The organism is Burkholderia sp. MSh2 (assembly GCF_000731655.1).
Lineage (GTDB): Bacteria > Pseudomonadota > Gammaproteobacteria > Burkholderiales > Burkholderiaceae > Burkholderia > Burkholderia paludis.
In genome coordinates this window covers 99,119-124,403 of record NZ_JPGM01000012.1, presented here as the reverse complement: position 1 = coordinate 124,403, position 25,285 = coordinate 99,119, and the positions used below count along the sequence as shown (strand labels likewise).

General features: G+C 66.9%; 10 protein-coding genes. 9 read left to right on the top strand and 1 reads right to left on the bottom strand.

The window, feature by feature from the left end:
• Positions 1 to 532 precede the first annotated feature (532 nt).
• Positions 533 to 1,681 carry a metallophosphoesterase gene (locus GQ57_RS09430; protein ID WP_031399153.1) on the top strand — a complete coding sequence of 383 codons (1,149 nt, stop codon included), beginning with the start codon at positions 533 to 535 and terminating at the stop codon, positions 1,679 to 1,681.
• A gap of 92 nt (positions 1,682 to 1,773) precedes the next feature.
• Here GQ57_RS09430 and GQ57_RS09425 read toward each other — a convergent pair whose 3' ends face one another.
• On the bottom strand, positions 1,774 to 2,361 hold the full coding sequence (locus GQ57_RS09425; RefSeq protein ID WP_031399152.1) for a malonic semialdehyde reductase: 588 nt from the start codon (positions 2,359 to 2,361) through the stop codon (positions 1,774 to 1,776).
• A gap of 234 nt (positions 2,362 to 2,595) precedes the next feature.
• Between GQ57_RS09425 and GQ57_RS09420 the strand changes: the two genes are divergently transcribed.
• From GQ57_RS09420 to GQ57_RS09385, 8 genes are all read left to right on the top strand, one after another.
• Positions 2,596 to 3,201 carry an alpha-ketoglutarate-dependent dioxygenase AlkB family protein gene (locus tag GQ57_RS09420; RefSeq protein WP_031399151.1) on the top strand — a complete coding sequence of 202 codons (606 nt, stop codon included), beginning with the start codon at positions 2,596 to 2,598 and terminating at the stop codon, positions 3,199 to 3,201.
• A gap of 374 nt (positions 3,202 to 3,575) precedes the next feature.
• Positions 3,576 to 3,782: a hypothetical protein gene (locus tag GQ57_RS09415; protein WP_031399150.1), complete on the top strand. Its 207-nt coding sequence runs from the start codon at positions 3,576 to 3,578 to the stop codon at positions 3,780 to 3,782.
• Between the two features lie 306 nt (positions 3,783 to 4,088).
• Positions 4,089 to 4,520: a type II secretion system minor pseudopilin GspI gene (gspI, locus tag GQ57_RS09410; RefSeq protein ID WP_031399149.1), complete on the top strand. Its 432-nt coding sequence runs from the start codon at positions 4,089 to 4,091 to the stop codon at positions 4,518 to 4,520.
• Positions 4,504 to 5,166 (top strand): PulJ/GspJ family protein, encoded by a 663-nt coding sequence (locus GQ57_RS09405; RefSeq protein WP_034197705.1) that lies wholly within the window; start codon positions 4,504 to 4,506, stop codon positions 5,164 to 5,166. The genes gspI and GQ57_RS09405 overlap by 17 nt, the downstream gene beginning before the upstream one ends.
• A gap of 176 nt (positions 5,167 to 5,342) precedes the next feature.
• The gene (locus GQ57_RS09400) at positions 5,343 to 7,565 is read left to right on the top strand and encodes a tetratricopeptide repeat protein (protein WP_034197704.1); all 2,223 of its coding nucleotides are present in this window, start codon (positions 5,343 to 5,345) and stop codon (positions 7,563 to 7,565) included.
• A gap of 42 nt (positions 7,566 to 7,607) precedes the next feature.
• Positions 7,608 to 9,851 (top strand): tetratricopeptide repeat protein, encoded by a 2,244-nt coding sequence (locus GQ57_RS09395; RefSeq protein WP_034197703.1) that lies wholly within the window; start codon positions 7,608 to 7,610, stop codon positions 9,849 to 9,851.
• Positions 9,848 to 12,115 (top strand): tetratricopeptide repeat protein, encoded by a 2,268-nt coding sequence (locus GQ57_RS09390; protein ID WP_052001185.1) that lies wholly within the window; start codon positions 9,848 to 9,850, stop codon positions 12,113 to 12,115. Before GQ57_RS09395 ends, GQ57_RS09390 begins: the two co-directional genes overlap by 4 nt.
• Positions 12,116 to 12,180: 65 nt before the next feature.
• The gene (locus GQ57_RS09385) at positions 12,181 to 25,071 is read left to right on the top strand and encodes a filamentous haemagglutinin family protein (RefSeq protein WP_437341006.1); all 12,891 of its coding nucleotides are present in this window, start codon (positions 12,181 to 12,183) and stop codon (positions 25,069 to 25,071) included.
• The last annotated feature ends 214 nt before the right edge of the window (positions 25,072 to 25,285 follow it).

Here is a 25,285-nt window from a genome sequence, read left to right as displayed (position 1 = left end):
TCCGCCCCGCGCGCCGCGCGGGGCGTTGCCGGTCGGTCGGGCGCGTCCGCGTGCATGGCCCCGCGTTTCGGCGGAGGCGGCAGGATCGGCGCGATTCTGCCAGTGCGTGCTCGTGGCGGATAGTCAGTCAACTGTAAATAATAGTCAGGCGAACGAAGGGTGGCGGAATTTACGATTCATATCGGGAGGAATCGGATGGAGCGATGCCGAATTGCCTCTCGAATGTGCGTGAATCGGAGCGGATCGGCAGGACGCGCCGGACGAGTCCTGCGCAGTCTGCGTTGCAGGTCGACAGCCGCGTGCGTCGGTCGGGAGGGCGCATCGATCGCGCCGGCGTCGGGTCGGCCGGCGAGGTCGCGACGAACGGCGTCGGAGCAGGAGCCAGGGAGGACCCGGCCGCGTCCGGTCGTCGCGACCGCGATCTGTGTACCATCGTCCGTACGGCGCGACGCGCGGCACGGGGCCTCACGGCGTCGTGCGACGTGCGTCGCGGAAGCGACAAGGCGGTATCGCAACGAAGGGTGAGCGTTCCATGCGAAGTTTCTTTGTCCGGTTCATTGCAATCGGCGTGCTGTTCCATCTGTATGTCGGGATACGGATCATTCCCGACGCATTCGCGTCGCCGGTCGCGCGCACGATCGCGGCGCTCGTGCTGGCGAGCTTCGTCGTGCTGATTCCGGTCGGCATGTTCTCGCGCCGCTTCGACGAAGGCTGGGGCGCGACGCTGGCCGGCTGGGCCGGCTCGCTCGTGATGGGTTTCTTCTCTTCGCTGCTCCTGCTGACGCTGCTGCGCGAAGTCGTGCTGCTCGGCGTATCCGCATGGCGGCATGCCGGACACGACGGCGCGTGGAGCGGCGCCGCGGCCGACACGGCGCTCGGCGTGCTGGCGGGCGCGTTGCTCGTCACCGCGATCGGATTCGTCGGCGCGCGCCGCACGGCGGCGGTGAAGCGCGTGTCGATTCCGGTCGCGGAGCTGCCGGCCGCGCTCGACGGGCTGACGATCGTGCAACTGTCGGACATCCACGTCGGGCCGACGATCAAGCGGCCCTATGTCGAACGGATCGTGCGTGCGGTCAATGCGCTCGACGCCGACCTCGTCGTCGTGACGGGCGACGTGGTGGACGGCTCGGTCAAGCGCCTGCGCGAGCACACGGCGCCGCTCGGCCGCATGCGGTCGCGGCACGGCAGCTTCCTCGTGACCGGCAACCATGAGTATTACGCGGGCGCCCACGCCTGGATCGACGAATTCCGCCGCATCGGGCTGACGGTGCTGCTGAACGAACACGTGCTGATCGAGCACGACGGCGCGCACGCGGTGCTCGCGGGTGTGACCGACTTCACCGCGGGCGGGTTCGATCCCGCCCATCGCAGCGACCCCGAGCGGGCGCTGGCGGGCGCGCCGCACGACGTCGCCACGAAGATCCTGCTCGCGCACCAGCCGCGCAGCGCGGAAGCGGCGAACCGCGCAGGTTTTACCGTGCAGTTGTCGGGGCATACGCACGGCGGCCAGTTTCTGCCGTGGCCGCCGTTCGTGCGGCTGCAGCAGCCGGTGATCGGCGGGCTGAGCCGCTTCGGCCGTCTGTGGCTCTATACGAGCCGCGGGACCGGTTACTGGGGGCCGCCGAATCGTTTCGGCGTGCCGTCCGAGATCACCCTGATCCGGCTGACGCGCGGCGGGTAGCGCACGTTCGCCCGTTTGAAAAAATCATGCGCGGGGCCGGTGCCAGCCCGTTACCCGCGAGATCGGCGGGAATGTGTCCTGGCCGGCGGCCGTCACGCGATGCGGGCGATGTCGTCGAAGTCGAAGCGCGGGCTGCGCGGGAACAGGCCCGCCGGATCGCCGTAGCCGAGATTCACGAGGAAGTTGCTCCTGATCGCGGTGCCCGCGAAGAACGCGGCATCGACCTTTGCGCCGTCGAAGCCGGACATCGGGCCCGCGTCGAGGCCGAGCGCACGCGCGGCCAGGATCAGGTAGGCGCCCTGCAGCGACGAATTGCGGAACGCGGTGGCCTCGATCAGCGCATCGTTGCCGGCAAACCAGCTGCGTGCGTCGGCGTGCGGGAACAGGCGCGGCAGATGCTCGTGAAACGCCATGTCCATGCCGACGATCACGGTGACGGGCGCGGCCATCGTCTTCGCGAGATTGCCCTCGGACAGCGCGGGCTTCAGGCGCGCCTTCGCTTCGGGCGACTTGACGAACACGAAGCGCGCGGGGCTCGCGTTCGCCGACGTCGGGCCGAATTTCGCCAGGTCGACCAGCCGGTGCAGGAGAGCGTCGTCGACGGGCTTGTCCTGCCACGCGTTGTGCGTGCGCGCGGTGAGGAACAGTTGATCGAGGGCGGCGTCGGAGAGTGTCGTCATGATGGAATCCGGAAAGAAAGCGGCCGGATCGCGCCGGCCGGCATGGCGGAAGCACGCCGCGCGCCACGACGTGACGCGCGGCGATGCTCGCACGATGCGCGAGTGCGCGTCGTGGAGCGCCGGGCGCGGCGGTTTCCGCCGGGCGCGAATGATAGCGCATGGCGGCGCGCCGCGCCGTTGGCTAGTATGCAGGCATGTACTGCCGCGCAACGTTCATCCCCCGTTTCTTTCGCCATGTCGACGCCCGATCTCTTCGCTGACACGCCCGCGCCCGACGTGGACTGGTATCCGGACTGGCTCGCGCCGCCCGATGCGGATCGCGCGCTCGCCGCGCTGATCGACGAGGTCGCGTGGCGGCAGGACACGATCCGCACGCCGCGCGGACGCATTCCGTTGCCGAGGCTCACCGCATGGCAGGGCGAGCCGGACGCCGTGTACGTGTATTCGGGGATCCGCAACGTGCCGGCGCCGTGGACGCCGGCCGTGCTCGACCTGAAGCATGCGGTCGAGGCGACATGCGGCACGCATTTCAACAGCGTGCTGCTCAATCGCTACCGCAACGGGCAGGACAGCCTTGGCTGGCACGCGGACAACGAACCCGAACTGGGCGCCGCGCCGGTGATCGCATCGGTGAGCCTCGGCGCCACGCGCGTGTTCGATCTTCGTCATCGCGCGACCGGCGCCACGCAGGCGTATCGCCTCGCGCACGGCAGCCTGATCGTGATGCGCGGGCGCACGCAAACGGAATGGCAGCATCGCGTGCCGAAGGCGCCGGGCGTGCAGGGCGAGCGCGTGAACCTGACGTTCCGGCGCGTGATGCCGGCCGGTGTGGCCCGATAGCGACCCGCATCGTTGGCCGGATGCCCGGAGGCCGGGCAGTTTGGCCGCCCGGCAGTTCCGCGCGACGGTTGGTTCGCGCCCCGTTTTACGACACGAGACCGGCCGAGGCTGGCAAGCGGCCAAATGTGCGGCACGTTGCCGCACGCGCGCCGATCCTGATCTCCGGAAACGGCGCTGAGACTTGTCCCATATGGGTTTCAGGCAAATTCGATCGACCGCCCGGTTCCGATAGATGAGTGAAACCTCTTATGGTGCGTCGCAACAATCATTGACTAGACTGTCGAATGGCAGAAACGCGTCGTATCCCGGCGCGACCCTTTCGACATGCCTCAAGCGTTGCCGATGCGGCGCGCAAGGGGGCAGGAGCAAAACGCGTGACCGTACTCGACTCTTCCTTCGAACCCTCGCTGCACGTCTTTGAACAAGACGGTGGATGGCAATGGGCGCTGACGGTGAAACGGGCGAGCGGCGTCGGCGTCAAAGTCGTTGCGTTCAGCCAGGAGGGCTTCCGTGGGGAAGCCGAGGCTTACGCCGCCGGCCAGCTTGCCCGTGCCGAATATGACGATGCCGTGACGGCCTGACGCCGTCGCGTCGATCGCGCCCGAGGATCGCCAGCAACGTTCGCCGCCCGCCGTCGCCGGGCGGCGCTTCGCAATCGCCGCCGGTTTTCCGTCTTCCAAGCTCACCCGCACGTCACGCAGCGCGCAACCGCGCATGCGGCGCGCTCGTGCGCCTGCGTGCCCGCGACGGTCGCGCCAAATGGTCCGTACCATTCGACACGTGCGTGCCATACGCCGCGCTTAACGTCCCTGCACGGCGTCCGTTGCGCCGGCGATGCGGCTGCGCGCCGCGGCCCGGACGCCGACCCATCGACAAGAATGCAGGTCATGTGCGACGACAGAACCGACCATTACCGCCATGCGCGCGGCGGATCGCGCACGGCGCGGGCGCCGGAACGGGGATTCACGCTGATCGAGGTGCTGATCGCGCTGGCGATCGTCGCGGTGGCGCTGGGCGCCGTGATGCGCGCGATCGGCGCGCTCGCGTCGGATACCGATACGGCGCGCATGCGCCTGCTCGCGTTGTGGAGCGCCGACAACGCGCTCGGCGAGATCCGCATCGCGTCGACCTGGCCGTCCGTCGGCTCGAACACGTTCGCGTGTCCGCAGGGGCGCTACCGGTTCGTGTGCCGCCAGTCGGTGGCCGCGCTGCCGAGCCCGCTCGTGCGGCGCGTGACGGTGAGCGTGTATCCGTCCGCGTCGAGCCGCAACGTGCTCGCCGAAGTCGTCACGGTGATCCAGAATGAAGCGCGCCGCTGAATCGCGCGCGGCGGCCCGCGCACGCGGCTTCACGCTGATCGAGATGCTGGTCGCGATCGCGCTGCTCGCCGTGATCGCGCTGCTGTCGTGGCGCGGCCTCGACGCGACGATCCGCGGTCGCGACGATATCGCGTCGAATCTGGCGCAAACGCGTCTGCTCGGCCGTTACTTCTCGCAACTGCAGTTCGACCTGACCAACCTCGTGACGGCCGACGAAGTGTTCGGGCCGCCGCTGCGCATTCGCCCGGACGAACTCGTGATGGTGCGCCATCTCGGGGTCGGCGGCGGGCCGACGCAGATGCAGGTCGTACGCTACCAGCGCAAGGGGCGCGAACTCGTGCGCAGTGCGTCGCAGCCGCTCGCGTCGCTCGCCGAAGTCGACGACGCGCTGCATCACATGGATGCGTTCGCGCGCGTGGTGGTCAGCAACGACGCGCGCTCGATGCAGCTTTCCGTGTGGATTCCGCCCGACGGATGGACGACGAGCCAGGCCGCCATCGAACAGTCCTACGCGCAGTTTCTCGCGCAGCACGGCATCAGCAGCTTCACGTCGATCGGCGTGCCGGTGCCGCGCGGGGTTCGTTTCTCGGTCACGATGGGCGCGCCTGCGGTCGAATACGTGCGGACGATCCCGATCGGCCAGTGACGGCCCTGCACATCCTGGCCCGTCCGCACCCCGTTCCGCCCCCGGACAAAAAGGTCCGTAGCTTTCGTCATACATCTGTTATTGCCTGCCCGTTAATCTCGTCACGAGCATGACCGCCGCGACCGGTTCCATCGGCCGGTTCAGCGGCGGCATCGGCAAACGGGAAGGGGGCGAACGTGACGGTCGAGCACCGGCATGATGCACACGCGGACGCGTCGGGACTCGACGCGCGCGGACAACGGCAATCGGCGGGAATCCTGAGCCGCGCACAAACCTGGCATGGCGCAGGACGATTCGACGACGCGGCACGCGAATATCTCGCCGTGCTCGAGAAGGAACCGGACAATCCCCAGGCATTGCACCTGTACGGCATCCTGCAGTTCCAGCGCGGTGCGGCCGATGACGCCGAAGCGTTGCTGCGCCAGTCGATCGCGATCGCACCCGGTACGCGCGTGCTGTCGGATCTCGGCGCGATCGCCGGCGAGCGCGGCCGCATCGGCGAGGCGCTCGAGCATTTCGCGGCCGCGCTGCGAGCGACGCCCGACGACGTGCAGACGCTCGTGCGCCGCGGTAATACGCTGCTCGGGCTCCGGCGCCATGAGGACGCGCTGGCGTCATTCGACCGCGCGCTCGCGGTGTCGCCGCTGGTGCTCGATGCGCTTTGCAATCGCGGTAGCGCGTTGCGTGCGCTCAGTCGCTTCGACGAGGCGCTCGATACCTACGATCGCGCGCTGATGGTCGACCCGCGTTCGTTCGAATCGTGGTTCAACCGCGGTCTCGTACTACGCGAACTGCAGCGGCCGGCCGATGCGCTGCACTGCTTCGAGCGTGCCAACGCGATCCGGCCCGGCATGTCCGCGATCATGGCCGAACGCGGCCGTACGCTGATCGAGCTCGATCGGCCAGGCGAGGCGCTCGACGCATTCAACGAAGCAATCGCTGCCGATCCCGCGCGGATCGACGTGCTTTACAACAGCGCGGTGGCGCTCGAGCGACTGGGCCGCGCGGACGAAGCGCTCGCCCGCTGCGAGCGCGTTCTGAGCGTCGATCCGGATCATGTCCGCGCCCATGCGAGCCGCGGCAACGCATTGCTGCGGCTCAAGCGACACGATGACGCGCTGGCTGCCTATGCGCGTGCGCTGGCGCTCGATCCGCACTCGGCGGAGACGTTGTGCAACCGGGGCACCGCGTTGCGTTACCTGAAGCGTTTCGACGACGCGCTGGCCAGCTACGACGCCGCGCTTGCCCGCGACGCGCGATTCGCCGAGGCGTGGACCAACCGCAGCAGCGTGCTGCAGGACCTGCATCGCTACGACGAAGCGCTGGCGTCGCTCGACCGTGCGCTCGCGCTGCGTCCCGATCACGCGACGAACTGGCTCAACCGCGGCAACCTGCATTTCGAAACGGCGCGCACGGACGATGCGCTCGCCGCATACGATCGCGCGATCGCGCTGCGACCCGACTACGCCGAAGCGCATTTCGCACGTTCGTCGTTGTATCTGATCGAAGGCGATTTCGCGCACGGCTGGCCCGAGTACGAATGGCGGCTGCGCGATGCACAGCTTGCGCGGCACTACCGGCCGTTCACGCAGCCGGCGTGGCAGGGCGACACGCCGCTCGACGGCCGGACCGTGCTGATTCATGCGGAACAAGGGTTCGGCGACACGCTGCATTTCTGCCGCTATGTGCCGCTGGTGGCCGCGCGTGGCGCGCGGGTCGTGTTCGAGGTGCAGCCGCAGTTGCGCGCGCTGATGGCGTCGCTGTCCGGCGCGGCCCACGTGATCGCGCGCGGCGAACCGTTACCGGCGTTCGACTGCCAGGCCCCGTTGTTGAGCCTGCCGCATGCGTTTCACACCGAAGAAGCCACGATTCCGCGTGCCGGCGCCTATCTGCATGCCGACCCGCAGCGCACGCGCGAGTGGGACGCGCTGCTCGGCGAGCGGCGCCGGCCACGGATCGGGATCGCCTGGGCCGGCAATCCGGAGCACCGGAACGATCACAACCGGTCGATCGATTTCTCGCGGCTCGCGTCGCTGTTCGATCTAGACGTCGACTGGATCAGTCTGCAAAAGCCCGTGCGCGAACGCGACGAGGCGCTGCTCGCGGCTGCGCCGGTGCTTCGCGTCGACGACGAACTCGGCGACTTCGCGGATACGGCCGCACTGATCGGCGCGCTGGATCTCGTGATTGCGGTCGATTCCGCCGTCGCGCATCTGGCGGGTGCGCTGGGCCGCGCGGTCTGGGTGCTGCTGCCCGATCCGGCGGAGTGGCGCTGGATGCGCACACGCGGCGACAGTCCCTGGTATCCGTCCGCGCGGTTGTTCCGGCAGGCAGTGCCGGGTGACTGGACGGGCGCGATCGACGCGGTGCGTGCCGCGATCGGATCGATGACACGTTAGACACGACACGCGATACCAACAGCGACAAGTGGGGGCCACACGATGACACTGAACGGGGAAGGGACGATACTCGCGAGCGCGCCGGCCGCGCCGGATCGCCGTCCGCCCGACACCGCGCAACTCGAACGGCTGCTCTTGCGCGCGCGCAAGGCACACCACGAGGGCGCGCTGCAGCATGCGGAACATGCGTATACCGAATTGCTGACGCTCGCTCCCGAGCATCCGGAGGCGCTGCACCTGCTCGGCGCGGTACGTTTCCAGCAGGGGCGGCTCATCGATGCGGAGCCGCTGATGCGGCGCTCGATCGAGCACCGGCCGGTGCCGCTCGCGCTCGCGAATTACGCGGCGGTGCTGACCGGGCTCGGGCGGGAGCACGACGCACTCGCGCGCCTCGACGAAGCACTCGCGATCAACCCGGTTCATCAGCGCGTGCTGTTTCAGCGCGCGGGCCTGCTCGGGCAGCTCGCCCGGTACGACGACGCATGCAAGGTCTACGGTCGGCTGCTCGAGCTGACGCCCGGTTTTGCCGACGGCTACGTGAAGCGCAGCGACATGCTGCGCGCGCTCGGCCGTCACGACGAAGCGCTTGCCGATTGCGATCGATCCATCGCGCTGGCCGGGCGTTCGTTCGATGCGATGCGCGGACGCGGTCTCGCGCTGCGTGAACTCGGCCGTTTCCGCGATGCGGTCGACAGCTATGGCTACGCGCTCGCGCAGACGCCCGGCAGCGCCGAAGTGCTGTTCCTGCGCGGTGTCGCGTATCTCGATCTGCACGATCACGAGCACGCGCTCACGGATTTCAATGCGGCGATCGCGGCGAGTCCGACCTTCATCGACGCGATCTTCAACAGCTCGATCGCGCTCGAGTTGCTCGGCCGGCATGACGAAGCGCTCGTGCGCTGCGACCGCGTGCTCGCGCTCGAGCCGCGCCACGCACGGGCACTGGCGAACCGCGGCAACGCGGCCAGCCACCTGGAGCGCCATCGCGACGCGGCCGACAGCTATGCGCGTGCGCTCGACGCCGAACCGCGCAGTACCGGCGTGCTGTGCAACTACGCGAGCACGCTGATGCGCATCGAACGTCACGACGATGCACGCGACATGTGCGACCGTGCGCTCGCACTCGATGCAGGCTACGTGCCGGCCTGGTTCACGCGCGGCCGCGTGCAGCTCGAGACGCACCGCTACGAGGCCGCGCTCGACGATTTCGTGCGCGTGATCGATGCGACGCCGCGCGACAAGCTTGCCCATTTTCACAAAGGCAACGCACTGCGTGCGCTGCGGCAGCACGCCGCCGCGCGGCAGGCCTATGCGGACGCGATCGAGATCGATCCCGACTACGTGCTCGCGCACTGCATGCGTGCGTTCCTGTGCCTGTCGATCGGCGATTTCGAAGCCGGATGGGCCGAGTACGAATGGCGCTGGCGCGATACGCAGCTCGATGCGAGCCGGCGCACGTTCGCGCAGCCGCGCTGGACATACGGGATGCCGCTCGACGGCAAGACGATCCTGCTGTACCCGGAACAGGGGCTCGGCGACACGCTGCAGTTCTGCCGCTATGTCCCGCTCGTGAAAGCGCTCGGCGCACGCGTCGTGCTCGAAGCGCCGGTCGAACTGAAGGCGCTGTTTGCGACGCTCGACGGCGTCGATACGCTCGTCGCGCGCGGCGAGCCGCTGCCGCCGTTCGACCTGCATTGCCCGCTGCTGAGCCTGCCGCTCGAATTCCGCACGGACCTGGCGTCGATTCCCGCCGGCGTACCGTATCTCGCTGCCGACTCCGTGCGTGTCGCGCAATGGCGCGAACGGCTCGGCGCGGCGACGCGGCCGCGGATCGGCCTCGTGTGGTCCGGCAATCCGCTGCACCTGAACGACCGCAACCGCTCGATGACGCTCGCGGATCTGCTGCCGCTGTTCGACGACCGCTACGAGTGGATCAGCCTGCAGAAGGTGGTTCGCGACGAGGATCGCGCGGTACTCGACGCGAGCGCGGTCCGCTTCGTCGGCGACGATCTCGTGGACTTCGCCGATACGGCGGCGCTGACTGCGCTGATGGACGGCGTCGTCAGCGTCGATACGTCCGTCGCGCACCTCGCCGGAGCGTTGGGCCGGCCGCTTGCACTGATGATTCCGCATACGCCCGATTTCCGCTGGCTGCTCGAACGGGACGACAGCCCGTGGTATCCGTCCGCGCGACTCTTCCGCCAGCCCGAGGGCGGGCAGTGGGCGCCCGTCGTCGAGCGGATCGCAGCCGGGTTGCCGACGCTCGTCGGCAGCGGCGCGCGATGAGTGCGCGCCGCGAGGTTGCACCGTTGACCGGCGTCGGACCCGGCGCAACCGCCGCGCCATTGCGCGCCGTGCTCGACGATGCGCTGCGCAATGCGCGCGCACGGCTCGAACTGCGCGACTTCGCCGGGGCGCGGCGGTTCTACGAAGGCGTGCTGACGATGGCGCCCGACCACGTCGAGGCACTGCACCTGCTGGGTCTCGTGTATCTGCAGCTCGGCGATCCTGCACGGGCGGAGCCGCTGATCGCGCGGTCGATGAGGTTCGGGCTGAACCAGCCGTGGAATCTGGCGAACCATGCGGCCGCGCTGACGGGCGTCGGTCGTCATCGCGATGCGCTCGCGATGGCCGATCGCGCCCTCGCGGCCGATCCGGAACATGCGCCGTCGCATGCGGCGCGCGGCGACGCGTTGCTCGCGCTCGGGCAATACGACGCGGCGCTGACGGCCTACGATCGCGTACTCGTGCCGGAACCGGCCCATGTCGCGGCGTGGCGCAAGCGCGGTGAGACGTTGCGCCGGCTCGAACGGCCCGCCGATGCGCTGATCAGCGTCGAGCGCGCGTTGCGGCTCGACCCGAGCGATGCGGCTGCGAACATCGAACGCGGGCATGCGTTGCGCGCACTCGGCCATTGCGAGCAGGCGCTGCACAGCTATCAGCTCGCGATGGTCGTGCGCGGCAAGACGCCCGAGCTCGTTTACGCGTGCGGTGTCGTGATGACCGAACTCGGTCGTCCGGACGACGCGCTCGCGTGTCTCGACGAAGGGCTCGCACGACAGCCGAAAGACGAGCAGTTGCTGTACGCGAGTTGCGTCGCGCTGGATCTGCTGCACGCCCGCGACGAATTGCTGAAGCGCTGCGACCGGCTGCTCGCGCTGAATCGCGGCAATGTCGCTGCGTGGGTCGGGCGCGGCAATGCGCTGCTCGGGCTCGAACGCCATGCGGAAGCTGCCGAGGCCTATGCGGAAGCGCTGGCGCGTAATCCCGACGATATCGACGCGCGCCGCAACAGCGCGGCCGCGCTGCGCGCGCTCGGCCGGTTCGACGACGCGCTCGCCGATTACGACGCGGCGCTGGCGCAGACAGGCCCCCATGCGGAGCTGCATTACAACCGCGCACTCGCGCTGCAGCAGCTCGGCCGTTACGACGAGGCGCTCGCGAGCCATGCGGCCGCCGCCGGCGCACCGGCGGAAACCGCGCAGGCATTGTTCACGCGTGCGCTCGCGCGCCAGCATCTCGGTGACGACGACGCGGCGCTGGGCGATTACGTCGATGCATGCCGGCGCGATCCGAACCACGGCGCCGCGCGCCGTTCGGAGGCGTTCTGCCGGCTGCTTGCAGGCGATTTCGACACGGGCTGGCGGCAGCACGAGGCGCGCTGGAGTGCGGCCGACGCGATGCTGAACCGGCGTCATGCGGATCGGCCGCTGTGGACCGGTGACGAACCGCTCGCCGGCCGCACGCTGCTGCTGCATGCCGAGCAGGGTTACGGCGACACGCTGCAGTTCTGTCGCTACGCGAACCTGGCGCACGACGCGGGCGCGACCGTGATCGTCGAGGCGCCGGCCGCGCTCGGCGAACTGCTCGGTACGCTGCGCGGCGTGAGCCGGGTCGTCACGGAGGGGCAGCCGATGCCGACGTTCGACCTGCAGTGTCCGCTGATGAGCCTGCCGTATGCGTTTCGCACGACGCTCGATACGGTGCCGGCCGACGTGCCGTACCTGTGCGCCGATGCGTCGCGGCGCGCCGCGTGGGCGCAGCGCATCGACGCGATATCGCCGCCGGGCCGGCTGCGGGTCGGGCTGGCGTGGTCCGGCAATCCGCGCCATGCGAACGACGAGAGCCGCTCGATACGGTTCGCCGCGCTCGCGCCGCTCGTCGGATGCGATGCGTTCGACGCGACGTTCGTGAGCCTGCAACCTCAGACACGCGCACGCGACGACGACGCGTTTGCCGCGAGCGGCGTGCTGTCGTTCACGGACACGCTCACGGATTTCGCCGAAACGGCTGCGCTGGTCGACACGCTGGATCTCGTGATCAGCGTCGACACGTCGGTTGCACACCTGGCCGGCGCGCTCGGGCGGCCCGTCTGGATGCTGCTGCCGCGCGTACCGGATTGGCGCTGGTTGCTCGAGCGCGACGACTGTCCGTGGTATCCGTCCGCGCGGCTGTTCCGGCAAGCGCGGCCCGGAGATTGGCCGGCAGTGATCGGCCGGGTGGCCGACGCGCTCCGTACGGTGCGCCGCATGTCCTCTGTGGCGGCGTGACCAGTCTTCCATGACAAAAGCTACGGACCTTTTCACCGCGGCCGGAATGGTCCGTAGCAGTCGCCATGTCGCTGCCATTCGCGCTTCGTATGGTCTTCGGATTCCAGCGGCCTGTTTCAGGCGCAACGACATGTGCGGTGCCGGACCGGCGCCGCGCGCAAATTCCTAGCATCGGGGTGGCAAGAATGGCAGCACGCGCACGTACGGAACGGCAACTTCGCGCAACGGCCTCGCGGTCGGTCCTGAAATCGGAGCTGAGCCCGCTTTACCGCGCGGTCGTGCTGATGCTCGCGGCGGGCGTGTCCGCCCATGTGCACGCGGCGGGCATCACGAACCTCGGTCACGTGGCCGCAAGCCCGGCGGGCGGCGGTGCGGGCGGTGCCGGCGGCGTGCCGGGCATACCGAATCTCGGCGTGTCGCCGCAGCAGGCGCTGCAGGCGAGCCAGCCATCGATCCGCAACCTCGGCTATGCGGCGCACGCGATCGCCGCGCAGATCGCCGCGCAGCAGAATGCGGCGGCGGCCGCGGCGAAGCTGCCGTCGGCCGTGCCGAACGGGCTGGCGTCGGGCGGGTTGCAGGTGGCGGCGGGCGCGTCGGGCGATACGAACAATCCGGTGCTGTGGGTCAACGCGAACGCGCCGACGCAGAACGTCGACGCGAGCGGCCACGTGAACGTCGACGTGAAGCAGACCGGGCAGAACGCGGTGCTGACGTGGGAGACGATGAACGTCGGCCGGCAGACGACGTTGAACTTCGACCAGTCGGGCGGCACGCAGACGAATGGCGCGAACAACTGGGCCGTGTTGAACCGGATCAACGATCCGAGCGGCAGGCCGAGCCAGATTCTGGGGAACATCACCGCGCAGGGAGCGGTGTACGTGATCAACCGGAACGGGGTGCTGTTTGGTGCCGGGTCGCAGGTGAATGTGCATTCGCTGGTGGCGTCGTCGCTCGACGTGCTGAACATGAACAACTACAACCAGACCCTGCAGAACCGGGTGCCGGTTGTGACGGATAGCAGTCTCGCGCAGGATGCGGCGGGGATCGTCGCGAGCAACAAGCAGTTCCTGAGCCTGCCGGCAGGGACGACGGGCGGGCTTGCGTATCCGGAGTCGGGCAGTTCGGGCGGGTTGAACGGCAACAGCCGGCTTCCGAACGAGGTCCTCGGTCTGGGCAACCAGGTCAATCTTACGACCGCGAGCCAGTATCAACCGTGGGGCGACGTCACCATCGAACAGGGCGCGTCGATTACCACGCACGCGAACGGCAACGCGAGCGATGGCGGCTTCGTGATGATCGCCGCACCGAACGTGACGAATGCGGGGCATATCAAGGCGACGGACGGGCAGGTGGTGCTGGCAGCCGGCGTCGGGGTAAGCCTGCGGCCCAACAGCGGCGCCACGAAGAATCCGCAGGTGCTGCTGCCGGAGCTGAGCGGAAAGATCACGCTGCTCGGCCCGAACGGTCAGATGACCGACATCACGCCGGCCGGTACGCTGACCAATACCGGCATCGTCGAGGCCGCGCGCGGCAACGTGAACCTGCTCGGCAGCCGCGTCGCGCAGAACGGCGTGGTCGGCGTGACGACGAGCGTCAATTCGCCCGGCGCGATCACGATCTCCACGGTCGACGAATATTTTTCCAACAATCCAACCGGGGCGGCCTATTTCGGTCAGTCGCTTCAGACGACGGACGGCACCGGTGGCGCCAACGACACGCACCGTGCAGGCCTGCTGAGCTTCGGCCCCGATTCGGTGACGACGGTGATGCCGGACGGCAACGGCCAGACGACGCCATCGACGCCCGGAGCGACCTTCACGCCGGGCAGCATCGGCATGACGGCCGGTTCGGTCTGGTTCCAGGGCGGCTCGCTGATCGAGGCACCCGGTTCGAAAGTATCGGTTGCAGCGCTGACGCCTTCGGCATCGGGCGCGCAAGCGCCGGCCGGCCAGACCGCCGTGCCGGGCCGGATTTATGTTGACAGCGGCGCGACGATCGACGTGTCGGGCCTCGCGAACGTCGAGGTGCCGATCGGGCAGACGCTTGTGACGGTCGACCGTATCGGCCAGAACGAACTCGCCGATTCGCCGCTGCTGCGCAACGGGTTCCTGCTTGGGTACAAGAATCTCGTGTTCGACAGCACGCTGACTGGCACGCGCAGTGATGGCGTGCAATGGGTGGGCAGTCCGATCCTGAACCTTTCGGGATATGTGAACCTGATTCCGCGCACGGTCGACCAGTTGTTGACCAATGGCGGCTCGATCACGCTGTCGGGCAACGAGGTGATGACCGCGACCGGTTCGTCGATGAACCTGAACGGCGGCTATGTGCATTACGACGGCGGGATCGTCAACACGACGCGGCTGGTCGACGCCAATGGCGCGCTCGTGCCAATCGGACAGGCAAGCCCGTATGACACCTACGTCGGCATCGCGGGGCAATTCGTCGAATCGCATCCGCGCTGGGGCGTGACGAAGACGTGGTACAACCCGCTGCTGACGATGGGCGGCTATCAGGGCGACTACATCGTCGGCGGCAACGCGGGCACGCTCGACATCTACGCGCTGCAATCGACGGTGCTCGACGGCGACATCAGCGCGCAGGCGTTCGGCGGCGCGAAGCAGATGCAGGGCAACAGCCTGCCGAGCGGCGGGACGTTCAACCTCGGCGCAGATCCGAAACTCGACAGTGCCGCGCTGGTGCACCTGACGTCGAACAACAATGACGTCGCGTCGGGTGCCGCGGGCCTGATCGTGCTGCAGGACAATGCGCCGCAGCTCGCCGACATTGCGCCGGGTTTCTCCATCGATACGCCGCTCGACAAGACGGCGCTGCAGGCGCTGCCCGCGAACGATCCGCGCAACGTGCTGACGACGACCGTGGTACCGGTCGCAACGCTGAACAACGGCGGCTTCGCGAACCTGAACGTGACCGAGGACAAGGTCGGCGGCAAGGGCATCGTCGTGCCGCAAGGCACGCAATTGAGCTTGCAGCCGGGCGGTTCCATCACCCTCTACAGCCCGGTACCCGGTACCGACGTCAACGTGGCCGGCCGCCTGTCCGCACCGTCGGGGGCGATTTCGATTACCAGCGGCGGCAATGTGATCGTCGGCCCGCAGGGCGTGATCAGTGCCGCAGGGCAGTGGGTGAACAACGATGTGCAGGCGGCGCCGGGCACGACACCCGGCAACAGCCAGTTCATCAACGGCGGCAGCATTACGCTCTCCGCGCTGCTCGGATCAAACGTCGTCGGCGGCGGGCTGTTCGGCGATACCTCGGGTTCGGTGCTGCTGCAGCCCGGTAGCATACTGGACGTGTCGAGCGGCGGCGAGTTGCTGTCGACAGGCCAGATGCTGATGCAGAACGGCGTGCCTGCCGGACGCGGCGGAAATGTGACGTTGCAAGCGTATGCCGCGACGCCATTGAAACAGTTTGGCGCGTCGGACGGCGCGCCAACCCTGCCGACTGCACAGCCGACAGCAGGCACGATCGCACTGGGCGGCACGATCCTGAGCGAAGGGTTTTCGGGCGGAGGAACGCTGACGCTGCAGGCGCTCGGATTCCGGATCGGCGGTGCCGAGGCCGCGGCGTCGCCATGGGATATCTATCTCCCGGAAACCTTCTTCGCGCGGCAGGGCTTCGGCAAGTACGTGCTGAATGCGTTCTACGACACGACGGTCGCACCCGGCGCGTCGGTTGCCGTCACGCAATTGAACCGTATTCCGGATATGTTCGCGCTTCAACAGGCAGCCACGGGCGCGAACCTGTCGGCGGGCGGCCTGACCACGATCGACCAGCTCGATGCCTATCACCGGCAGGCAACGAATCTCGTTCTGACCGGCGGCAACGCTACGTCGTGGCGAAGCCCGGCCGGCGCGACGCCGTCTTATCCGGGCGTCACCGGCGCAGTCACGCTGTCGGAAGGTACGTCGATTCACGCGGATGCCGGCGCGAGCATCGGCCTCGGCTCGCCGGCGCAGGTCACGGTACTCGGCTCGATCGTTGCGCCGGGCGGGTCGATCACGCTGAGCGCGGACGGCAACGGCACGTATGCGCAGGCGGGGCAGTTCAATACCGGCTTCCGGAGTGCGAGCCAGTCGGTCTGGCTCGGTGCGGATGCGTCACTCGACGTATCGGGCACGGCATTGGCCAATCCGCTTGCGGCTCAGGTCAAGATTGGCGGGACGACAGTCGTGCCGAACGCGGGAAAGGTGCTGCCGGGCGGTTCGGTGACGATGTCGAGCGATACGGGCTACGTGGTCGCGCAGGCAGGCTCGACCATCGATGTGTCCGGCACGTCGGCGAATTTTGACCGGTTGCAGGCGAACGGTGGATACGCGTCGCAACCGGTATGGAGCGAGGCGGGATCGATCACGCTGTCGGCGGCGAACGGGCTGTTCGCGGACGCGACGCTGGTGGGGCGGCCGGGCGCCACGCAGGCACGCGGCGGGACGCTGACGATCCTGCCGAGCCAGACCGATGGTTCGACCGGCACAGCACTGGTCGTCCGACAAGACGCTACGCTCGTGCCCGCGGGCCTGTTGCCGGGGCAGAGTTTCGCGACGGCGATCGACCCGACGACGGGCTTGCCGATCGGACAAACCAGTGGCCTCATTCAGTTCGCGGTCGATCGGCTCGACGGATCCGGGATCGCGAATCTTGTGCTCGGAAACACGACGTCGCCCAATCTCGCCGGCGTAAAGGTTCCCTCGATTCTTTTTGCGGGAGACGTTGCGCTTTCGTTGCCGGAATCCGTGATCCTGAACACGGGGCGGGTCGCCGCCATCGGCATGGGGCAACTGTCATCGCTATTGTCGACCCCTGCGCGCAAGGCGGACGGGACGCTCGCGGCCGCCGTCGATGGCCTGTTCGCTCAGCCGCAGCCGTCGCTCGGCACGACGGTCGGGATCGATGCGCCATACGTTGCGTTGTCGGGGCCGCTCATCCAGTCGCAGTCACCCCAGTTCAAACCGGTCGCGGCACTGTCCGATGCGACGCTGAACGTGAATGCATCGTTCATCGATCTGAAGAACCAGTTCCAGCTCAACAATTTTGCTCGTGCGAACTTCACGAGCAGCGGCGATATCCGCCTGAGCTCGACGAACGCGAGTCAGTCCCAGACGCAGGGGCTGGCGCCGGGGATTCTCCATACGCCTGGCGACCTGACCTTCAGGGCCGCGGACCTGTATCCGTCGACCGGCACCACGTTCGTCGTCGCTGCGGTTGGCCCGACCGATGCGTCGACCGGCAAACCGGCGCCGACGACGGTGACGTTCGCATCGAACGGCGCGTCCGGCGCGCCGCTTTCCGCCGGCGGCACGCTGCTCGTGGACGCGACGAACATCGTGCAGGGCGGCACGGTGCGCGCGCCGTCCGGCACGATCGTGTTCGGCGTAGGCGATCAGTCAAACGCGGCGACGCAAGCGCAGTTCGCGGGTCTTTCGCTCGTTGCAACGGATTCGGTGAAGCTGGCGAATGGCAGTGTGACGTCGGTCTCGAATGGCGGTGCGGTGATTCCGTACGGCGCGACGATCGATGGGGTCGAGTGGCAGTTCAATCCGCTTGCCGGCAACACGACGCCCGACCTGACCGCGCCGCCCGCGAAATACGTGGGCGTGAACGGCAGCAATGTCGCGCTCGAAAAGGGCGCGACGATCGACTTGTCTGGCGGCGGAGACCTGCAGGCCGCCGAATGGGTGCCTGGCACCGGCGGCACGCGCGACGTGCTGTCGCAATACAACGTGAGCTATGCAAGCGGCAAGGGCGGGACGGCCGTGCCGGTCAATGCCGGGGCCGGCAACGTCTATGCAATCGTGCCGGGCAAGCAATCACCGGTCGCGGCTTACGACCCGACCATCGCGCAGACGGTACAGCCTTCCACCAACGCAAACGGCACGACAACGACCGCGACGGCGACGATGGGCGTCGGACAGGCGAGCCTGACCGACCCGGTCGGCAAGGCCGTGTATCTATCCGGCGTGCCGGGGCTGGCGCCCGGCTATTACACGCTGCTGCCGGGCAAGTACGCGACGCTGCCGGGCGCGTATCGCGTCACGGTATCGAGCACGGCCGGCAATCTCGTCCCGGGCGCGAGCCAGGTGCTGCAGGACGGCACGGTCGTGACGGCCGGCTACTTCGCCGACGCGTTGACGGGCAGCCGCAGCGCGACGCCGACGCTGTTCAACGTGCAGTCGAACAATGTGTGGCAGCAGTACTCGCAATACACGCTGACGGGCGCGAACGCGTATTTCACGAAGCTCGCCGCGACGAAGGGCAACGTGACGCCGCCGCTGCCGGTGGACGGTGGTCAACTGGTGCTGGCGGCGACGAAGGCGCTGACGCTCGGCGCGACGCTGAATGCGGCCGCCGGTACGGGGGGCGCGCCGGCTCAGGTCGACGTCGCTTCGCAGGACATCCAGATCACCGGTAACGGCAATGCGGCGCTGCCCGGCTATCTGCAGATTGGCAGCGACGCGCTCGATTCGCTGAACGCGGGCAGCCTGCTGATCGGCGGCACGCGCGCAGCGACCACGAGCGGCGTCACGATCACGCCGATCGCGAACAGTGTCGTCGTGTCGAACGACGGAAACACGGCGCTGAAGGGCCCCGAGATCCTGCTCGTCACGAAGACCGGCGACAGCGGCGCCGATCCCAATGCGGCGAACGGCCTGCGCATCGATGCCGGTGCGTCGATCGCTGCGCAGGGTGACTACCCGGCAGCCAAGGATCAGCCGATTGCGATCGCCGGCGACGGCGCGTTGCTGCGCGTGTCGAATGGCGCGATGGCGCCGTTGTCGCGCACCGGCGGCACGGGCAAGGGCTTGCTGGCGGTCGGCGCGGGCGCAACGCTCGCGGGTGGACAGGCATTGCTGCTCGATTCGTCCGGCGACCTGAGGGTCGATCCGTCCGCCGTGCTGTCGGCCAAGGCGATCACGGTGGACGGTTCCGCGATTACGTTCACCAACGCAAGCGGCGCCTCGGCGGCGAACCTGCCGGGTTTTGTCGTCGATCCGGCCGGACTCGCGCAGTTCGCGAACGCGCAGCAGGTCACGCTGCGCAGCTACGGCGCGATCGGTTTCGTCGGCGATGTGAACGCGACGTTCGGCGACAGCGTCGATTTGAGTGCCGGCACGTTCACGAGCGACGGCGGTCATGTCGTGCTGAATGCCCAGCAAATCGCGCTCACGAACGAATTGGGCGCTACGCCCGGTACGACGACGGCCGGAAACGGCACGCTAACGGTCAACGCGAAAGAGATCGACTTCGGCACGGGCACGAAGGCGGCAAGCGGCTTCGGCTCGGCGACGATGAACGCGACGGGCGCCATCGTCGGCCAGGGTACTGGCACGTTCGACTTCGGCGCATTGCCGGCGACGCTCAATGCGCCGGTCTACCTCGCCGATACGAGCTCGGCCGCCACCGTGAAAACGACGGGTGCATTGACGCTGAACGGTGCGTCGGGCACGGCATTGAAGCGCGATGCGGTCGGCGGTGCATGGACCTTCATCGGCGGCACAGTGAACGACAACGGTGCGACGATCAGCGCGCCGGCCGGCAACGTGACGCTCGAGGCGACGACCGGAAACCTGACGATCGGCGGCGGATCGACGGTCAGCGCGGCGGGCGTGTCGAAACAGTTTTTCGACGTGATGCGCTACGCGCCGGCCGGATCGATTGCGTTGACGGCCGACGCGGGAACCGTCGACGTGCAGGCCGGCTCGACGCTCGATTTCTCCGGGGCCGGCGGCGGTGGCGCGGCAGGCAGCCTTTCGCTGTCGGCGCCGCAACAGGTCGTGAACCTGAACGGCACGATCAAGGGCGGCGCGGCGAGCGGTTACGCGGGCGGGTCGTTCTCGCTCAATACGGGCGGCGCGGCGGATCTGGATGCGCTGTCGAAGACGCTTGCATCGAGCGGCGTGAATCAGGCGATCACCGTCCACACGAAGACGGGCAACCTGACGCTGTCGCAGGGCAACACACTGACCGCGCATTCGGTGCTGCTGACGGCCGACGGCGGTTCGGGAAGCTCGGCCGATACGGCGAACGGCAACGTGAACGTGCTCGGGACGATCGACGCGTCCGGCAAGGCAGGCGGCGAAATCGACCTGTACGGTCGCAACGGCGTGGACATCGAAGGATCGCTGCTGGCACGCGGCTCCGATCCGAACCAGCGCGGCGGCAAGGTCAACATCGGCACGACTGCAATGTTCGACCCGACGATCGTCGACGCGAACGGCAACTCGATCGCGAACAACACGACCTATGGCTACGAGAATTTTCTGCGCGCGAATGCAGGCGCCATCGCGCTCGGTGCGAATGCACTGATCGACGTGTCCGGCGGTACTGCCGGTGGCCTGTCGGGCGGCGTTGTGAGTTTCCGTGCGCCGCTGTTGATCGATAACGGCGTGAAGGTCGATCTGCCTGAAGCGTTCAATGCCGGCAAGGGGATCGTCGGGTCGCGTGCGACCTCGCTCGAGGCCTACGCGGTGTGGAGCACGACGGACGCGACGACGGGGGCGAAGCATTTCGACGGGGTCATCGATCCGGCGGGATGGTACGACAAGAGCGGGCATCTGCTGGCCGGCACGTTTACCGCGCAGGGAACTTCCGGTACGCCGGTGACGTTCGCGTTTGCGCCGGATGGTTCCGGCGGCGGCATGCTGACGAACCAGGCGACCGGCGTCGCGACAAGCATCACGCAGGCACAGCTTCAAAATGGCGACACCACGGTCGGGTTCGGCGGGTTGAACAATATGTACTTTGCGCCGGCGAGTAACGGCGCGAATACGGATCACCAGACTTTCTACGGGTATCAAGGCGGCGATGCGTCGACCGCGGCGCCGGGCACGCTGATGGGATTCGTGCAGCACGGGCTCGATACGCTGGTCGATCCCTTCGCAGGAAAGAACATCGCGAATACGCGCATCGTGCCGGGAATCGAGCTTGACAACCCGAGTCCTGCGATCAACGGCGGCGATATCCAGGTGCTGACGAACTGGAACCTCGGGGCGGGCGCATCGCCGACGAATCTCGCATTCCGTTTTGACGGGCAGGCGCCGGTCGTGACGCTGCGCGCCGAGAACAACGTAAAGGTGAATGCGAGCCTGTCGGACGGGTTCTTCCAGATCGCGAACCCGCTGGGTGGTGGTGGGACGATTGCGGTGCCGCCGTTGTCGACGTTGAGCGAGGCAAATGCCATTTTCAAGTTGCCGTCAGGCTACAACGCTTACCCTTACGAGTACGGAATCTGGTTCTACGCGAAGAAAAATGAAGCGTTCGCTCCTGGGCAACCCGTTGGCGGTACTCCGGACGAGATCGCGGAGTACTACGCACTCTATATGGCGTATGCGAACTTCCTGGATCAGACCGCAACGAGTCTCTCGTCAATTCTGAACATAGATCCTCGTTACAACAACATCGGTATCGTCGACGTGCTGCGGTTCAACAGCAGTGGCGTGATTGCCGGGCAACCAAAGGCACCGATTGCTCCCTCTGCTGCCGAGCAAGCCACCAATCCTGGTGCCTACCTGATCTATTTGAGTCAGTATCAAAAATACCTGGCGGACTCGGTGCGATTCAAGGCTCAGATCGGTAGGTATCCTTTGGTGGATATCCCCGCAGCGCCTGTCGTTCAACCGGTTGCGGTGATTGCGACGTCGACGATCAGCCTGCCTGCCGTGACCGACAATTCACCGTCACCGACGCCGGTCGCGACCAACCCGATTCCTCTGCAGTCAGCGTCGTTGGCGGGCGGAGCGAGCAGTTCGTTCCGGGTAGTAGCAGGGGCCGACCTGAACAGCACGAATCCGCTGGCGCTTCAGCCGTTGACCGTGGGGGGCGCGACGAACGGCAAGAGCGTGACCTTCGATGGCCATGCGACATATGTCGACAGCAACGGATTTGCGGTGCTTGCGCCGACGATGATCCGAACCGGTACGGGTGCGATCGATGTGGCGGCGGGCAACGGTGTTGCCCTGGTCGACACAGGCGCTGCGCAAGCGAACGATACGGACCTGATCGTGCCGGGCGTGATCTATACCGGTGGTGCGCCCGCGGCTTCTGCGCCGACGGGAAGCCCCACGCTGGCAATCTTGCATGCCGGAACCGGCTATCAGGACATTCTGATCACGCCAACCGTCAGTCCCGACTCGGCGGGTGATATCACGATTCACGCGCAAGGCGATATCACGGGTGCGGAATATCTGACCGATACGAACGGCACGGTGACCGGACGGAAGGGCACCAACATCAGCCAGTTCTGGTGGCAGTGGATGCAGATCGGCAATCCGACCGGAACGGTCGGTGCGACCAATCCCGCGACGCAGACCGTCCAGACATCGATCAATTTCGGCGCATTCGATCAAGGCGTGCTGAGCGCGGGCGGAAACGTGTCCGTGTCGGCGGGCGGAAATATCTCCGACCTGTCGGTGTCGCTGCCGACCACGTGGTGGTTGACCGGCGCCAATACGGACACCCCGACCGTCAATACGGTCGGCGGTGGCAACCTGTCGGTGCGGGCCGGCGGGAATATTCTAAGCGGCGGCTATTTCGTCGCGAAGGGAACTGGGGCGATTACGGCGGGCGGCAAGATAGGATCGGACATCGCGGTGCCGTCGGACATTCCGGGCGCCTCCCCGATAACGATGGATACACTGCTGGCGACTCAGGATGGCGTACTCGACGTGAATGCGCGACAAGGCGTCGGCATCGGGCGCGTGTTCGATCCGTCCTATGTGCAGGGCAATGTACTGTTGTCCGCATACAAGCAACAAGTCGACATGCAGGGCTATTCGTCGACGTCCGCCGTCAATATCGCATCGACGACGGGCGATGTCGCGATCGGCACGCTTTCCAATGTCGCGCTGATCGGTGGCGGCAATTTGAATCCGATGATACCGGGCAAGCTCGACCTGTCGTCCATCTTGCCGGCGTCGGTGGATTTGACCGCGTTCACAGGCGGCATCACGGTGGCGGCGAGCGGAGAGCTTTACCCGTCGGCGTCGGGTAATCTCAATCTGATTGCCGACCAGTCGGTCAATCTGTCGAGCATCAACGGAATGGGGCCTCCAGTCGGATCGCCATCATTCGGCATGCTCGATGTCGACCCGTCCGCGATGCCTTCGCCGGCGAGGCCGAATGTTGTCGTCGCAGATCCAACCGTGGCATCGGCGGCGGCACACGATGCCGATACGCTGCATCGCGACGACATCGTGCCGGCAAGAATCTACAGTCTCAATGGCGATATCGTTGACGGCGTGCTGCAAACGACTGGCGCGGCCGCGGGTTTCTACGGCAGTTTGGTGCCTGTAGTGATAGACAAGCCCGCTTTGCTTCAGGCAGGGCGCGACATCGTGAATCTGTCATTCATCGGGCAAAACCTGCGCAAGTCGGACATTACGCGCATTGTCGCAGGGCGGGATATATATGACACGCCTCTTATTCAATCGACGTCCGCTGTGGTGCCGGCGTTGGTGCTCGGCGGCCCAGGCACGTTCGATGTCGAAGCTGGCCGGAATATCGGTCCGATGACGAGTCAATTCACGGCTTATGCAAGCTTGGGCGCCGGCAGCTATGTTTCCGGGATCCAAACGGGGATCGATACGATCGGCAATGCGAACAATCCTTATTTGCCGCACGAAAGCGCGAACGTCAATGTGCTGTTCGGGGTTGGACCGGGTATCGACACTGCTTCGTTTATCTCGACGTACGTCGATCCGACCAAATCGGCGCCAGGCGTTTCCAGTACGACACCTGAGCTGGTCGCGTTCATGGAGCAATACGTGGCGGGTCTTTCGGTCGATACGGGCCTGGTCAAGGATCAGCCGGCAATCAAACCGTTGACCGCTGATGAAGCGTGGGCGCAGTTCAAGGCGCTACCGCAGTATGTCCAGCAACTCTTCGCGGAACAGGTATTGTTCAAGGTTCTGACCAGTGTCGGCGAGGATTACAACAATCCCGCCAGTCCGTACTATCAGAAATATGCACGTGGATACGAGGCGCTCAATACGATGTTCCCGGCCACGCTGGGCTACACGGCGAACAATCTCGGCGGGGGCAGCAACGGGGCGAACAAGCTTGTCGATATGGGTGACCTCGATGTTCGCAGCACCACCATCCAGACCCAGCAGGGCGGCAACGTGTCGATTCTCGGCCCCGGTGGGCAGGCGCTGGTCGGCAGCACATCCGCGCCACCGCAGATCGTCGATGCCACCGGCCGGGTGATTGCCGGGCCCGGGACGATGGGGATCCTCACGCTCGAGAAGGGCGACATCGACATCTTTACGGACCGCAGTGTCCTGCTGGCACAGAGCCGCATCTTCACCGAACAGGGTGGCGACATGACGATCTGGAGTTCGAACGGCGACATTAACGCGGGTAAGGGCGCGAAGTCGTCGGCGGATACGCCGACGCCGCAATACGTGTGCGATGCGAACCACTACTGCACGGTCGACGCGCGCGGCCAGGTCATGGGCGCCGGCATCGCCACGTTGCAAAGCGTGCCGGGCGTGCCGATCGGCACGATCAACCTGATCGCGCCACGCGGCACAGTCGACGCTGGCGATGCAGGGATTCGCGCAGGTAACCTGAACGTCGCCGCGCTGCGTGTCGTGAACGCGGACAATATCCAGGTGACCGGCAAGGCCAGCGGCATCCCGCTTGTGCAAGCGGTAAACACGGGGGCGTTGACGGCGGCGAGTGCGGCCGCATCGGCCGCGACCCAGGTTGCGCAAGACATCGCGAAGAACAACGCGTCAGGTGGGGCGGCACGGCGCTGGACGATCTCGGTGCAGGTCGAGGGGTTTGGCGATGCGAACGGCGACGGCGGGAAGAAGCACAAGCAACAGGTTGGCTACGACCCGTCGAGCGCGGTGTCGATCCTCGGCTTCGGGCAGCCGGGGCCGTCGGAACGGGCGACACTTACACCTGACGAGCGCGCACGGCTGGGCAAGATCTGAGCAAAGTCGATGCGGGTCGCCGGAACGACTGGCAACCCGTATTCGACGATGCCCATGGACGAAGGGCCGCATGGCGAGCACGATCCAATGTGGATCGGCATTGAACGAACGTCCTGTGCTTGGTGGCTCGCGGTGAATTCCGCGCAGGCGCTCGTGTTGCCGATTGTGCAGATCGTCGGCGCGACGTTCGGCGAACCTCTACCCGTCACGGCGA

What these genes read in the sequence shown, in the direction of transcription:
- GQ57_RS09395 (WP_034197703.1), top strand. Translation starts at nt 7,608, where the DNA reads ATGACACTGAACGGGGAAGGGACGATACTCGCGAGCGCGCCGGCCGCG.
- GQ57_RS09390 (WP_052001185.1), top strand. Translation starts at nt 9,848, where the DNA reads ATGAGTGCGCGCCGCGAGGTTGCACCGTTGACCGGCGTCGGACCCGGC.
- gspI (WP_031399149.1), top strand. Translation starts at nt 4,089, where the DNA reads ATGTGCGACGACAGAACCGACCATTACCGCCATGCGCGCGGCGGATCG.
- GQ57_RS09385 (WP_437341006.1), top strand. Translation starts at nt 12,181, where the DNA reads ATGTCGCTGCCATTCGCGCTTCGTATGGTCTTCGGATTCCAGCGGCCT.
- GQ57_RS09430 (WP_031399153.1), top strand. Translation starts at nt 533, where the DNA reads ATGCGAAGTTTCTTTGTCCGGTTCATTGCAATCGGCGTGCTGTTCCAT.
- GQ57_RS09420 (WP_031399151.1), top strand. Translation starts at nt 2,596, where the DNA reads ATGTCGACGCCCGATCTCTTCGCTGACACGCCCGCGCCCGACGTGGAC.
- GQ57_RS09425 (WP_031399152.1), bottom strand. Translation starts at nt 2,361, where the DNA reads ATGACGACACTCTCCGACGCCGCCCTCGATCAACTGTTCCTCACCGCG.
- GQ57_RS09405 (WP_034197705.1), top strand. Translation starts at nt 4,504, where the DNA reads ATGAAGCGCGCCGCTGAATCGCGCGCGGCGGCCCGCGCACGCGGCTTC.